15 protein-coding genes are annotated in these 12,763 nt (G+C 39.7%); 9 read left to right on the top strand and 6 right to left on the bottom strand.

All coding sequences use genetic code 11. From position 1 onward, the window contains the following. Positions 1-14 precede the first annotated feature (14 nt). The 3 genes from IQ236_RS10170 (at position 15) to IQ236_RS28175 (ending at position 4,116) form a co-directional block, all read left to right on the top strand. Positions 15-1,337, top strand: a complete 1,323-nt coding sequence (locus IQ236_RS10170; RefSeq protein WP_193869153.1) for a DUF2330 domain-containing protein — start codon at positions 15-17, stop codon at positions 1,335-1,337. A 196-nt stretch (positions 1,338-1,533) separates the two neighbouring features. Beyond that, complete coding sequence (locus tag IQ236_RS10165; RefSeq protein WP_193869152.1) at positions 1,534-3,447, top strand: alpha/beta hydrolase; 1,914 nt, start codon at positions 1,534-1,536, stop codon at positions 3,445-3,447. Between the two features lie 102 nt (positions 3,448-3,549). Further along, positions 3,550-4,116, top strand: a complete 567-nt coding sequence (locus IQ236_RS28175; protein ID WP_193869151.1) for a Crp/Fnr family transcriptional regulator — start codon at positions 3,550-3,552, stop codon at positions 4,114-4,116. 450 nt (positions 4,117-4,566) lie between these two features. Here the strand turns inward: IQ236_RS28175 and IQ236_RS10155 are convergent, their stop codons facing one another. The 4 genes from IQ236_RS10155 to psbH form a co-directional block, all read right to left on the bottom strand. Beyond that, on the bottom strand, positions 4,567-4,833 hold the full coding sequence (locus IQ236_RS10155) for a DUF3146 family protein (protein WP_193869150.1): 267 nt from the start codon (positions 4,831-4,833) through the stop codon (positions 4,567-4,569). Beyond that, on the bottom strand, positions 4,830-5,468 hold the full coding sequence (gene pth / locus IQ236_RS10150) for an aminoacyl-tRNA hydrolase (protein ID WP_407676149.1): 639 nt from the start codon (positions 5,466-5,468) through the stop codon (positions 4,830-4,832). The genes IQ236_RS10155 and pth overlap by 4 nt, the downstream gene beginning before the upstream one ends. Positions 5,469-5,536: 68 nt before the next feature. Then, on the bottom strand, positions 5,537-5,797 hold the full coding sequence (locus tag IQ236_RS10145) for a TatA/E family twin arginine-targeting protein translocase (RefSeq protein ID WP_190522192.1): 261 nt from the start codon (positions 5,795-5,797) through the stop codon (positions 5,537-5,539). A gap of 177 nt (positions 5,798-5,974) precedes the next feature. Continuing rightward, complete coding sequence (gene psbH / locus IQ236_RS10140) at positions 5,975-6,178, bottom strand: photosystem II reaction center phosphoprotein PsbH (protein WP_190522190.1); 204 nt, start codon at positions 6,176-6,178, stop codon at positions 5,975-5,977. A 231-nt stretch (positions 6,179-6,409) separates the two neighbouring features. On the opposite strand from psbH, the gene psbN reads away from it, so the two are divergent. From psbN to IQ236_RS10115, 5 genes are all read left to right on the top strand, one after another. Next, complete coding sequence (psbN, locus tag IQ236_RS10135) at positions 6,410-6,541, top strand: photosystem II reaction center protein PsbN (RefSeq protein ID WP_072722324.1); 132 nt, start codon at positions 6,410-6,412, stop codon at positions 6,539-6,541. A 103-nt stretch (positions 6,542-6,644) separates the two neighbouring features. Next, positions 6,645-7,745 carry a chorismate synthase gene (aroC, locus tag IQ236_RS10130; RefSeq protein ID WP_193869148.1) on the top strand — a complete coding sequence of 367 codons (1,101 nt, stop codon included), beginning with the start codon at positions 6,645-6,647 and terminating at the stop codon, positions 7,743-7,745. A 3-nt stretch (positions 7,746-7,748) separates the two neighbouring features. Continuing rightward, entirely contained in the window at positions 7,749-8,660 is a 912-nt protein-coding gene (locus IQ236_RS10125) for an MBL fold metallo-hydrolase (RefSeq protein ID WP_193869147.1), read from the top strand. An 82-nt stretch (positions 8,661-8,742) separates the two neighbouring features. Then, on the top strand, positions 8,743-9,291 hold the full coding sequence (locus IQ236_RS10120; protein ID WP_193869146.1) for a DUF3747 domain-containing protein: 549 nt from the start codon (positions 8,743-8,745) through the stop codon (positions 9,289-9,291). 44 nt (positions 9,292-9,335) lie between these two features. Then, positions 9,336-10,079, top strand: a complete 744-nt coding sequence (locus IQ236_RS10115) for a Uma2 family endonuclease (protein WP_193869145.1) — start codon at positions 9,336-9,338, stop codon at positions 10,077-10,079. Between the two features lie 64 nt (positions 10,080-10,143). Here the strand turns inward: IQ236_RS10115 and nadA are convergent, their stop codons facing one another. After that, on the bottom strand, positions 10,144-11,118 hold the full coding sequence (gene nadA, locus IQ236_RS10110; RefSeq protein WP_193869144.1) for a quinolinate synthase NadA: 975 nt from the start codon (positions 11,116-11,118) through the stop codon (positions 10,144-10,146). A 157-nt stretch (positions 11,119-11,275) separates the two neighbouring features. Beyond that, complete coding sequence (locus IQ236_RS10105) at positions 11,276-11,557, bottom strand: hypothetical protein (protein WP_193869143.1); 282 nt, start codon at positions 11,555-11,557, stop codon at positions 11,276-11,278. Positions 11,558-11,931: 374 nt separating this feature from the next. Here IQ236_RS10105 and IQ236_RS10100 point away from each other — a divergent pair, with 374 nt between their 5' ends. Continuing rightward, positions 11,932-12,756 (top strand): winged helix-turn-helix domain-containing protein, encoded by an 825-nt coding sequence (locus IQ236_RS10100; RefSeq protein ID WP_193869142.1) that lies wholly within the window; start codon positions 11,932-11,934, stop codon positions 12,754-12,756. Positions 12,757-12,763 lie beyond the last annotated feature (7 nt).

Below are 12,763 nucleotides of genomic sequence, written 5' to 3'. Positions count from 1 at the left end.
AATAGGAGTCATTGATGAAAGTTTTAAACTGGGTTATTCTTGTTTTAGTTATTGTTTTAGTCAGTGTTGGTTTTGCGTCTCCGGCTTGGGCATTTTGTGGATTTTATGTTTCTCAAGCGGATGCGAGTTTATATAATCAAGCTTCTCAAGTCATCATTGCCAGAGATGGAAATCGCACAATTTTAACAATGGCAAATGATTATCAAGGATCTGTAAAAGATTTTGCATTAGTTATTCCAGTTCCTGTTATTTTAAAACCCGAACAAGTTCAGATTGGAGACCCCAAAATTATTCAACGATTAGATGCGTTTAGTGCGCCTCGACTGGTGGAATATTTCGATCCCGATCCTTGTAATCCTTACCCTTTACCAGCCCCAGCAGCAACAAGAGGGGGGGATATGACGACATTACAAATGGAAAGACAACCCGAATCTGAATCTAGTTTAGGAGTAACAATTGAAGCTCGGTTTACTGTTGGTGAATATGATATTTTGATTTTAAGTGCAAAAGAATCCGATGGATTAGAAACCTGGTTAACGCAAAATAATTATCGAATTCCTGAAGGAGCAAGTGCTTTATTAAAACCTTATATTCAACAAGGGTTAAAATTTTTCGTTGCTAAAGTCAATTTAACAAAATTTGATCAAAGTGGGTTTCAAAATTTGCGTCCTTTAATGATGGCTTATGAATCTCCTCGGTTTATGTTACCGATTCGTTTAGGAATGATTAATGGCACAGGAGAACAGGATTTAATTGTTTATTTACTTTCTCCTCAAGGTCAAATGGAATTAACCAATTATCGCACCGTTAAAATTCCTACAGATCAAGAAATTCCTGAATTTGTGAAAGAAGTATTTCCCGGTTTTTATAAATCCTTATTCACCAAAGCCTATGAACGGGAACAGAAAAAAGTTGCCTTTTTAGAATATGCTTGGAATATGGGCGGATGTGACCCTTGTTCTGCCGATCCTTTAAATCGTGAAGAATTAAAACAAGCGGGGGTATTTTGGTTAGATTCAAACACCTTTAATTCAGCCTTTATTACTCGCCTACATATTCGCTACACTCGAAATAATTTCCCAGAGGATTTAAACTTTCAAGCCACAGCCAATCAAGAAAGTTTTCAAGGTCGATATATTATTAATCACCCCTATAAAGACCAGATGCAGTGTTCACAAGCCCTGCAATATCGGCAGTTTGTTCGCCAACGACAGGAACAAGAAGCGCAAAACTTAGCCACATTAACAAACTGGAAAATTGAGGATATTCGTCGTCGAATTAACGGGTTACAATTTAATCGAGATTCTTGGTGGAATCCATTCAAAAATAACAATTAATCTGATTGTCGGGTGCATCAACATCGCACATAGCCCTTCCAATAATTGACTAACATCCCAATAGGGGTTATACCAATTACCACAATAGGTCAATTTTGTGTCATGCTATTACCCGAAACAAAACTAATCGCAGGGGGTTTGAGAGTTCTATGGCTGCTGAAATCACCTCGATGTTTAACCTTGAACAAATAACACTATGGGTACTCAGCGAATATACCAAGGTTTACCCTTGTATTGGCATCAAGACACCGTTGAAAATGACTATCGTTGGTTAGAATCGATTGTTCGTAACACGGCGCCGTTTTCTGATGCTTGGACAAAAGCCCGCATTGTTCAACTCGCTTATTCTATCCCCAAGGGGGTCAAGACTCAATCCCTTTATAATTTGCCTATTTATGGCTCTTATACCTCGGAATTAGCGATCGCAGAAGCATTACGTTCGACCTGTAATTTAGAAGAATACCCCGATTTTGAGACTCAAGTGAATGAAGATTATGTCATTCGCGCCTTAAATAGTTGGCATAATAAACAATTTGCTAAAGCGGTCAGTCGCAACTTTGAAGTTTATGCAGATCGTCAATATTCTAATAGTTTTTTAGTCGTTAGTACAGCCCGCACTTCATTAAATGTAGATCGAGAATTACCGCCTTTAGAAAGATTTCGTCCCTTGTTTAATATTGCTGAAATGGGACAAATGATCCGAAAAGAAAAATTTCGCTATCTGACCTTAAGAACTCATGGTTATGCAAATCCGGCTCATAAATTTTATCAAGAATTTATGGCAGAAATCGAGTCTTTATCCCAAAAGGGGCCGATTAATCAGATTGGGACATTAGAAAATCGCAGTGTTTATATAGGTTATACTTGGCCCAGTGAAATGCCCTTAATTCATCCGGGATTATGGAGTGATATGGGCGAACAAAAGGGCATTTCGTTGAAATTTTTATTTATTTTAGCCCTTATCGCTTGGATTGTAGGAACCGGATGTTATATTCTATTAACCTTAATTGGAGTTCCCTTCTTGAATTTATTCGGAATGGAAATGCCTTTATCTCCCCTTTGGTATTGGTTTGATTTCACTCAAATTTCTAACTTATTTGCTCAATGGAATTGGGTCAACCTAACGGTTTTTGCCCTATGGCTGCTATTAATGCAAATCTTAAGAATTTCCGTTTATCAACGCGATCGCTATCGAGCCATTCACTACGGCGCGCCCGATTTAGCAGAATTTTTTTGGAGATTAGATAAGGTTTTAGGTGAAAATCCTTATACCTCAATGCCTTTTTATGAACCTCAAAAAGAAATGGCGATCGCCAATTATTATAACCAAAACTTCCCCCCCATGAGTGTTAATTTAATTGGACATAGTATGGGGGCGTTAGTGGTTGTCAATGTCCTCCGAATTTTGTCAGATCGATTTGGAAAAGAAGATCGCCTGGAATATGAAAAAAATAATATGGGAGATTATTTACAATTAAATAAATTAATTCTAACCGCTCCTGATATTCCCTTAGAATTTCTCCGTGAAGGTCGAAATAATTACGTCCGCTCTGCTATTTTACGATGCAATGAAATTTATTTATTTTGCAGTGATCGAGATTTAATTCTTCGCTATATGTCTATTCTCGGAAACTGGTTTAGTGAACCCAGTGTAGAAATGTCAGGATTGCGGTTAGGAAATATTTATTTAAAACCCGTCAAAAATTCCATTAACTATCAACCTTATATTCGGGTAATGATGAGTTCTCAATCGGCTGTTCAACCCACTTCAGCTTATGATTTATTTGAAAAATTCAACTATATTGATTGTTCAGAAATGCCCGGAGTTAATGCTATCCCTCTGCCTTTAAATATTTGGACAAGCCTAATTATTGATGTGATGAATACTGTCTTTTTTATTGCAGGTAAAGTAGATGTTCATGGAGGTTATTACTTCACAAACACCACCAGCTTTGATATTTTAAAACTTTTAATCACGAGAGATGGATTATCTCGCCCAGAAACCTTAGCTGAAATTAACCGCCTCATTGCTGGGAAATCAGTTTTAGTGTTACCTTGCTATGAACCCGTACAAGACAGCAGCGAAGAAGACGTTTATCATCAATCCTAAAATTTTACCCACCTGGAAATGTCAGAAAAGTTTAACCGAGACTGAACCTGAATTTAACCTCAAACCCTTAAGGTAGGGGTAAGCATTCAAAGGACTTCCTGTGTGACTATTCCAACCCTTGTTAGTCTTCCGTTAACGTCAAAATCCCGTACTTTTAGTCCCCGTGAACAAATTCCACTTTGGTCTGATGCGCTGTGGAAAATTGAACGAGGGGTGGTGCGTACCCTCACCTGGACAGAAGAGGGAACCTTAATTATATTAGGATATTGGGGACAAAACGATGTGGTGGGAAAACCTTTATCCCAATTGCAACCTTATCAAATTGAATGTGTCACCTCCGTTGAAGTCAGTCTGATTGCTTCATCCCATTGGTCAAATTATACCGATGGGATTTTAACCCATCTCCGCCAAACAGAAGAACTACAAAGTATTCTCCACACCCCCGGTACAGAACAACGTTTGTTTAATTGTTTAAAATGGCTGGGGAAAAAATTTGGTCGGTTGACACCGGAAGGATTATTGATAGATTTACGTCTGACCCATGCTGATATTGCTGATGTCATTGGGACAACACGGGTGAGTGTTACACGAATGATGATTAAGCTTGAACAAGATGGATTTATTCAACGTCCCCGTCGTCATTTTATTGTTTTAAATCAGCTAGGATAGCGATTCAATTAAGGGTTAACCGAGCAATGGTTTTAGCTATTATAAAAGGCTTTTGTTTTCGGCTATTTTTCTTTCGTAACAATCATGATAGATTAAGAAAGTAGATTAAATATATTAAGCTGCAAATTTAACTCATCAATTCTATTTTGAGCCATAATTTGATATTTTTCCACTAATTCAATACCGATAAATTTTCGGAATAATTTACAAGCCACCACTCCGGTTGTTCCAGAACCCGTAATAAGGTATTAATAAAAATCAGAGTCTACCTGCTTAACTTCATCTAATCCTATTCACTAAGAAGTTGGCAAGCGATCGCACTATCTTCAATTACCGATCGACATCATGTACAAGCTGTTCAATTGGCTCATCAATTGGAATCTAGCAAAGCACGTTTAGTCACCACTCAAGCCATATTACTAGAAATTGCAGAAACAAGTTGTAAATCCTCTAAAATTGAGCGCGAATGGTAAAAGAATAATCGCCACCGGGTTCTAATTGATAATCGCACTTTTCTAAAAATCGTCCCAAGGGCTCTTGAATTAAAGCTCGACCTTGGGACGGTTGAATCATCAGTTTTTTGGTGTGTCGAAATCGCCATTGAAATCGCCACTCATAATCCCCAGCACTGACTTCTCCTTCGAGAAGACCCAGTTGCCAAGATTGTCGCGTAATTCTAACATACGCGGTCGTTTCGGGTAAACGTTGAGAACTCACTCTGTACTATTCACAAAATTACGACTATTGTATAGACTCATCGCTTTTTCGACACCTTGACGCACACTTAAATCAATGGCTTCTCCCACCCCTTGCAACACCTGTTCCATCACTTGCATTTCCGTTGACGAAAATTTTCCCAGAACATAGGAAACGGTTTCCCGTTCAGAAGTTCCAGAGATTGAATTGGGTTTACCAATTCCAATTCTTAACCGAGGAAAATTTTGTGTTCCTAAATGGGAAATTGTGGATTTCATCCCATTATGACCTCCTGCTGAACCGGACAATCGCAGTCGCAACCGTCCCAAGGGTAAATCCATATCATCATAAATCACTAATACGGATTCTGGGGGAAGTTTATACCAATCAACAACAGCCCGAATTGCCTGTCCTGACAAATTCATATAGGTCAGGGGCTTTAATAGTCGGATTTTCTCACCAGAGGACGTTACCCCTTCGCCGAATTTCCCTTTAAATTTGCGCTGTTCTGAAATGGAAATTCGCCAAGCTTTCGCTAAAGCATCAATCGCCTCAAAACCAATATTGTGTCGGGTTTTATCATATCGGGATTCAGGATTTCCTAAACCTACAATTAATTGAGGAACAATTAATGTTTTAGCAGGTGTTACCTCCATTGTCATAATCGTTAATATCACACCATAACATTTATCTTGAAGTATAACCTGTTGGTTTGGGTTAAACTTTAATCAATAGAGTTAACTTGTTCCTCTTTTTGGCGGCTTGCTATCGTTGAGTTAGTTTCTGGCTTAATTTTAGTCGTTTCTTCTATTTGTTGAGCTTCCCGTTTAAATTCATTTTCAAATTCTCTGGAAGCTTGTTGAAACCCTTTGAGGGCTTTCCCTAAACTGCTGCCAATTTCGGGTAATTTTTTGGGGCCAAAAATTAATAGAGCCAGTACCAAAATCACCGCCATTTCAGGCAAACCAATTCCAAATATATTCACAACAATAGTCTCCTATACTATTACCAATAATCATTATAAATAGAAAACCGTGAACTGTGTCTAACTTTCAACAAGTCCAGAGGAATGATGTCGGGAGAGGATTCTCAATTCTTACACTTTAAACCGCTCTCCTAAATTCCCCCTCACAGTTCACGATTGACCGGATTTGAAACTTGATTAGCGGGTTAAATTAGCCCAGTTCACATCCACATTTTCAAGCAGCAGTGAGGAGTTATAAATCTGTAAAATAATTAACAGAAACACGAAAAACAGTCCCATAAACACTGCCATTACAGAAGTTGTACCCCAACCTGGGGCAACTTTACCATACTCAGAATTTAAAGGTCTTAGTAAATCTCCTAACCAAGTCCGTTGTGCCATAGTTCACCTAAATTTTTTACGTCAACAAAATTTTATCTGGATTTTGGACACTCTCACCCCCTCCGGTTAGAGAAGGAATGGGAGGCTTAGGCTAATGTTACCCGATTTAGGGTATCCCCATTTCCGGTTCAACACGATATCCCGGCTCCAGCACCGAAATAATTGTTAAATTGTCTTAATTTTTATGAGTATTTTATTATAGAAGGACACGAATCACAAGGGATGAATCTCATGGAACCTGCAATAGCTCTTAACATTGGCATCGCTGCGGTTGTTATCGCCCTGACGGGATATGCGATCTATACAGCTTTTGGCCCTGCGTCTAATGATCTGCGCGATCCCTTTGAAGAACACGAAGATTAAAATTAGGTCTGTGGAACAGGCATCTTGCCTGTTCATTATTCATTCACTTCTCATCGTCTTTCTAAGGTAAAATATAAAGTTTGGCAAAATAAATACGACCATTATGGGCAACACATTTGGGCATTTGTTTCGGATCACGACCTTTGGGGAATCTCACGGCGGGGCGGTGGGAGTTGTTATTGATGGTTGCCCTCCCCGATTAAAAATTGATCTCACCGATATTCAAGCGGAACTCGATCGCCGTCGCCCCGGACAAAGTAAAATTACCACGCCTCGTAAAGAAACCGATACCTGTGACATTCTCAGTGGCGTGTTTGAAGGGCAAACCTTGGGAACCCCGATTATGATTATGGTGCACAACCAAGATACTCGTCCCCAAGATTATAGTGATATGGCGGTTAAATATCGCCCTTCCCATGCGGATGCTACCTATGATGCTAAATACGGAATTCGCAATTGGCAAGGCGGCGGACGCTCTTCAGCACGAGAAACCATTGGACGGGTCGCCGCAGGAGCGATCGCCAAAAAAATTCTTAAACAATTTGCTGGGGTAGAAATTATTGGCTATGTTAAACGGATTCAAAATTTAGAAGCCATTATTGATCCCAATACCGTTACCTTAGAACAAGTTGAAAGCAATATTGTCCGTTGTCCCGATGGCGATTGTGCCGAGAAAATGATAGAACGGATTGAACAAGTTCGAGATCAAGGAGATTCCATTGGCGGTGTGGTGGAATGTGTCGCCAGAAACGTACCCATAGGGCTCGGATCTCCGGTATTTGATAAACTAGAAGCAGATCTCGCCAAAGGAGTCATGTCTTTACCCGCCAGTAAAGGATTTGAAATTGGCTCCGGCTTTGCAGGAACCCTCCTGACTGGGAGTGAGCATAACGATGAATTTTATCGTGATCCGACAGGAACTATCCGAACAGTAACGAATCGTTCTGGTGGTATTCAGGGTGGCATTTCCAATGGGGAAAATATTATTATCCGAGTAGCTTTTAAGCCAACTGCTACAATTCGGAAAGAGCAGCGTACTGTCACCCATAAGGGAGAGGAAACGCTGTTAGCAGCGAAAGGACGGCATGATCCTTGTGTTTTACCCAGGGCAGTGCCAATGGTAGAAGCGATGGTTGCCTTAGTCCTGTGTGATCATTTGCTGCGTCATCATGGTCAGTGTGGAACTTTGAAACCTGAAGAATAACAAATGGAAACCAGCCTATCGTCTGTTGGGCTCAGCCCTCAAAATTATCCTAACGTCTCTGATTCCTCCAAGAACCCTGAAGATTTTGTGATCCAGTTTTGGGGGGTTCGTGGCAGTATTCCCACCCCTGGAAAAGAAACCATTCGCTATGGGGGCAATACATCCTGTTTAGAAATGCGAGTCGCAGGTAAACGCTTAATTTTTGATGGCGGAACTGGCTTACGAGTTTTAGGGGATGAGTTAATGCGAGAAATCCCTGTAGAAGCCTATATGTTTTTTACCCATTACCATTGGGATCATATCCAAGGATTTCCCCTATTTACCCCGGCATTTATGCAGGGAAATTGTTTTCATATTTATGGGGCAATTCCACCGGATGGGGACTCGATGAAACAACATTTCATTGAACGGATTTTACATCCTAATTCTCCGGTTCCCCTCAAAGGCATTCAAGCGGACTTAAGATTTTATACCCTGAAGCCGGGGGATTCGATGATGTTGGATGATATTTTAATTGAAACGGGACAACTCAACCATCCCAATACCGCTATGGGTTATCGCATCACCTGGAATGGACGCACGGCGGTTTATTGTTCCGATACTGAACATCTCCCCGATGGTTTGGATGAAAATGTGTTAAATCTGTCTCAGGATGCTGATGTTTTGATCTACGATGCCATGTACAGCGATGAGGAGTATCATAATCCTAAATCTCCAAAAATCGGTTGGGGCCATTCCACTTGGCAAGAAGCTGTAAAAATGGCACAAGCGGCTGGGGTGAAACGTGTCGTGATTTTTCATCATGATCCCTCCCACACCGATGACTTTCTCGATCAGATTGAACAGGAAGTCCAAGCTGTATTTCCCAAAGCGATTATGGCACGGGAAGGGTTAGTTGTCCCCGTTGGGTTTTAGAGAACCCGAACAGGTCTAGGGACAGTAACCAGAGTATTATCAGTAGGTAAATTTAGAACCCATTGGACGGTGCAGATTATCGATGAAATTAGCACTGAAGCGAGCACTGATCGCATTGATGATTGGGATATCCACCTTGAGTTTTCCCTTGAATGCGATCGCTGTAGAATTTGACCAGAAGGAAGTTGATCAGGAACGATTTGTGGCAATTGCTGTCCCTCGTGCCTATGGGCACACCTTAGTGGTTGTCGAACAAGTCTCAGATAGTCGCCCTTGTTGGAGTGAAAGTGGTTCTCAGCCGATTGCGGTTGATCCGTTACTACTCAATTTTGATTTTACAGGCATTTGTGGACGGGCAACGGATAGCAATGGTTATTCCGTTAGAATGGCGGGAAGAGATTTAGCTTTATCCCACGCCCTGAGTGTTCAAAGCACACCGAATGATATTTTATTAGTGGCTCAGTCCCGTGCAGATGTATATGCCCCACCGATTATTATTGGTAGAACCTATGGATTTACGAATGGTTTTGCCAAAATTATTTTAGAACCGGGTTGGCGCTTAACTAAACGAGTTTATCAAGGAAAAACTTTAGGTCATATTTATTTTACCAACGATTCTCCGGCTTTTTAAGGCGTGGGTTAAACTTAAATCACTTTAACACTCTCGTTAAGATTATGGTGACAACTCAGGAACAAATTATTACTCCTATTATTACTTGGGAAAAGTTACCCGATGATTTTATCTTAGAAGAAGAACCTGTGGAAAATACGGCTCAACCTTTAATTGCGGGTGCGTTGCGCGAAAGTTTAGAATTAGCAGGGTTAATTCAACCGGAAATGCTAATTGCTTCTAATTTTGGGTTATGTGCAACGATGAATGGGGAATTAGTCATTAAAGCCCCAGATTGGGTATATATAAAACAAGTAAAATCCATTGAACCGGAAACAACAAGAAAAAGTTATACGCCGAATTTGCAAGGGGATATTCCTAGTATTGTTATTGAATTTCTATCGGAAACTGAAGGGGGAGAATATTCGGTTAAACGCAGTTATCCGCCGGGGAAATGGTATTTTTATGAACAAATTTTGCAAGTTCCAATTTATGCTATTTTTGAACCCGTAACCGGACAATTAGAAGTTCATTCGTTACAAAATAGCCGTTATGAATTGGATAAAATTAATCAGAATAGTCGGTATTGGATTGAAGATTTAAAGCTATTTTTAGGGGTTTGGCAAGGGGAAAAAGAGCAACGGAATGGGTATTGGTTAAGATGGTGGGATGACGCCGGAAATATACTTCCTTGGGGGGTAGAAAAGGTTGAACAGGAACGTCAAATTGCAGAACAAGAACATCAACGGGCGGAAAAATTAGCTGAATTTTTGCGATCGCAGGGGATTAATCCTGATGAAATTTGTTAAGGAATCAAAAACCCGGTTTCTTTAAGAAACCGGGTTTTTGAAGAAACCGGGTTTTTAGGAACAACTATTTACTCATCTCTAACATTCGTTGAATTGGACGTAAAGCCGCAATGCGAATCTCTTCAGGAAGGGTAATTTCCGGGGAACGATTTTTCATGGATAAATACAATTTTTCCAAGGTATTTAACCTCATGTGGGGACATTCATTGCAAGCACAACTATTCATCGGAGGGGCTGGAATAAAGGATTTACCGGGGGTTTCCTTCTCCATTTGATGAATAATTCCGGGTTCAGTAACGACAATAAAACTGGACTTAGAACTTTTCTTTGCATAGTTTAATAAAGCCGTTGTTGATCCAATATAATCCGCATGACGTAAAACCGGAGGTTCACATTCAGGATGAGCAATAATTTCCGCTTCAGGATGTTCTATTTTCAATTGAACTAACTTTTTCTCAGAGAAGTTTTCATGCACCAAACAAGCCCCTTGCCATAACACCAAATCCCGTCCCGTTTCTGCCATTACATATCGCCCTAAATTGCGATCTGGAGCAAAAATAATCGGTTGATCTTCGGGAATTTGCCGCACAATATTCACCGCATTAGAACTGGTACAAATAATATCACTCATGGCTTTAATTTCAGCCGTGCAGTTAATATAAGACACCACAATATGATCAGGATATTGAGCTTTAAATTCAGCAAAGGCATCCGGTGGACAACTTTCAGCTAAAGAACAGCCCGCATTTAAGTCGGGTAACAACACTAATTTATCAGGATTCAAAATTTTGGCGGTTTCTGCCATAAAATGAACCCCTGCAAATACAATCACATCTGCATTGGTTTGAGCAACTTGACGAGATAACCCCAAAGAATCTCCAATATAATCAGCAATATCTTGAATATCAGGATCTTGATAATAATGCGCTAAAATAACGGCATTCAACTCTTGCTTTAACACTTGAATCGCTGCAAATAAATCCGTCGGTAAATCGGCAACTGTTGAATTATTTTGTCGGGGAAGAGTTGATGTAAACACAGTGAAAACCTTCTAGGAACCGTGAACGATTTTGGATTGTAGTTCCTAATTATAGTTGAATTTACCAAAAATGGGGATTTAGGGTGGGCAAATCCTAAATCCCATGGCATCCTCCTGGGTATAGATGCTCATGGTACGCGCTTTTAGAACAGTTTCGCTATTGGCAGTTGCTACGGGTGTAGCGATATGTCCAGGTTTCACCACTATCTAAAATGGCATCTGCATTACCCTTAGTGCTCAGTGTTGGGAAGAAATCATCGGTGATGTGGTCTGGGGTGAAATTATCATCGATAACGCTAACATTCGTCAGGGAAGTATGACCTGTATTTTCAACGGTGTGGCTACCCGTGTATGTCCAAGTTTCGTTAGGATCTAGGATCTCGTTATTATTAGTATCGCCAGCCGTAAAATCTGTCGTTGCAAAATCTCTAGTAGCCATGGTGTTTTGTTCCTAGTCAGTCGTTTGAATGCAGTTATTTCGCTGTTGTCACTCCGTGAGAGCCTCAGTGGAATTACGGAATTGCATACGGATTAACAGTAGGGAGGGGGTGTGGAAAATTCGTGGAAAATTTGTGAAAAATTTGTGGAAAAGACAGGAGCTACAAATCGCAAAAAAAGGACACTTAAATTTTGGAAAAAAACTACAATTTTTTTAATGAATCTCCGAAACTCTACCCTTTTCTTGATTATCCCAATTCATTGTGATGCTACTGTTTCTCCGAATAGCCCGGATATCCATTCCTGTAAATTATTGGGTTTTAAGGCTTGACAGATCAACTAAAGTGTACTATATTTAAAGCAAAAAATAATATTTTGACACCCTTAAATTTTAGTCAATTTATTAATGGAATTAAAATGTTAATTCACGGCTCTATAACAGTTAATAAAAATTCTTGTACCGTCACTTATTACGCTCAAATCGTCTGTTTACTGCCAAAAGAATACAAATTACTTGTTTTGTTTTTGGAGTATCCGAATCATGTGTTAACTTATGAGATGATTGTTGATCAGCTTTGGGATCTTGATCGGGTTCCCAGCGCTAACGGAATTCGTTCCCATATTAAAGGTTTAAGAAAAGCCTTTAGGAAAGTTAATAATACAATAGAAATCATTGAAACGGTTCATGGAATGGGTTATCGGTTAAATCCTGTACTTCTGAAACAAGAAGATTCAGAAACCCTATGCTCGTTACCACCTCCCCCTATCCTGAAAGATTTCCTTCAAACGAAAGCCATTGAATATTGTATTTTAGATCAACAGTTTTTCCTTCAATATATTTCGCCGAGTTTAATAGAGTATTGTGATTATCCAGAAAGTTTAAAAATTGGCAGTTATGTCGGGGATAGCTTTCCAGAATTAATCGGATTTGAAGAAATTTTAGCAAAAGTCATCACGAAAGAAGAACCTAACTTAGAGATTCAGGGGGTTGCGCGGTCTGTTAATCCAAAAAGACCGGCTTATGTCAATTTTTATGTAATGGCAAATCAGGATGTACATTGGCCCAGTAATCATCATGAGCCACTGCTCTTTATTTTCATTGAAGATGCTTCTGAAAAAATGTCCTATAAACAAAGAATTACTCAATTAGAAAATGAAATGAGTTTATTCGGTACTCTGAATATTTCATATCTTGTATAGTTTAGAT

Origin of the sequence: Planktothrix mougeotii LEGE 06226, assembly GCF_015207485.1 — a bacterium.
Lineage (GTDB): Bacteria > Cyanobacteriota > Cyanobacteriia > Cyanobacteriales > Microcoleaceae > Planktothrix.
This window is presented reverse-complemented; position numbering and strand designations above follow the sequence as displayed.

What these genes read in the sequence shown, in the direction of transcription:
- IQ236_RS10170 (WP_193869153.1), top strand. Translation starts at nt 15, where the DNA reads ATGAAAGTTTTAAACTGGGTTATTCTTGTTTTAGTTATTGTTTTAGTC.
- IQ236_RS10165 (WP_193869152.1), top strand. Translation starts at nt 1,534, where the DNA reads ATGGGTACTCAGCGAATATACCAAGGTTTACCCTTGTATTGGCATCAA.
- pth (WP_407676149.1), bottom strand. Translation starts at nt 5,468, where the DNA reads ATGGAGGTAACACCTGCTAAAACATTAATTGTTCCTCAATTAATTGTA.
- psbH (WP_190522190.1), bottom strand. Translation starts at nt 6,178, where the DNA reads ATGGCACAACGGACTTGGTTAGGAGATTTACTAAGACCTTTAAATTCT.
- psbN (WP_072722324.1), top strand. Translation starts at nt 6,410, where the DNA reads ATGGAACCTGCAATAGCTCTTAACATTGGCATCGCTGCGGTTGTTATC.
- aroC (WP_193869148.1), top strand. Translation starts at nt 6,645, where the DNA reads ATGGGCAACACATTTGGGCATTTGTTTCGGATCACGACCTTTGGGGAA.
- IQ236_RS10125 (WP_193869147.1), top strand. Translation starts at nt 7,749, where the DNA reads ATGGAAACCAGCCTATCGTCTGTTGGGCTCAGCCCTCAAAATTATCCT.
- IQ236_RS10120 (WP_193869146.1), top strand. Translation starts at nt 8,743, where the DNA reads ATGAAATTAGCACTGAAGCGAGCACTGATCGCATTGATGATTGGGATA.
- IQ236_RS10115 (WP_193869145.1), top strand. Translation starts at nt 9,336, where the DNA reads ATGGTGACAACTCAGGAACAAATTATTACTCCTATTATTACTTGGGAA.
- IQ236_RS10105 (WP_193869143.1), bottom strand. Translation starts at nt 11,557, where the DNA reads ATGGCTACTAGAGATTTTGCAACGACAGATTTTACGGCTGGCGATACT.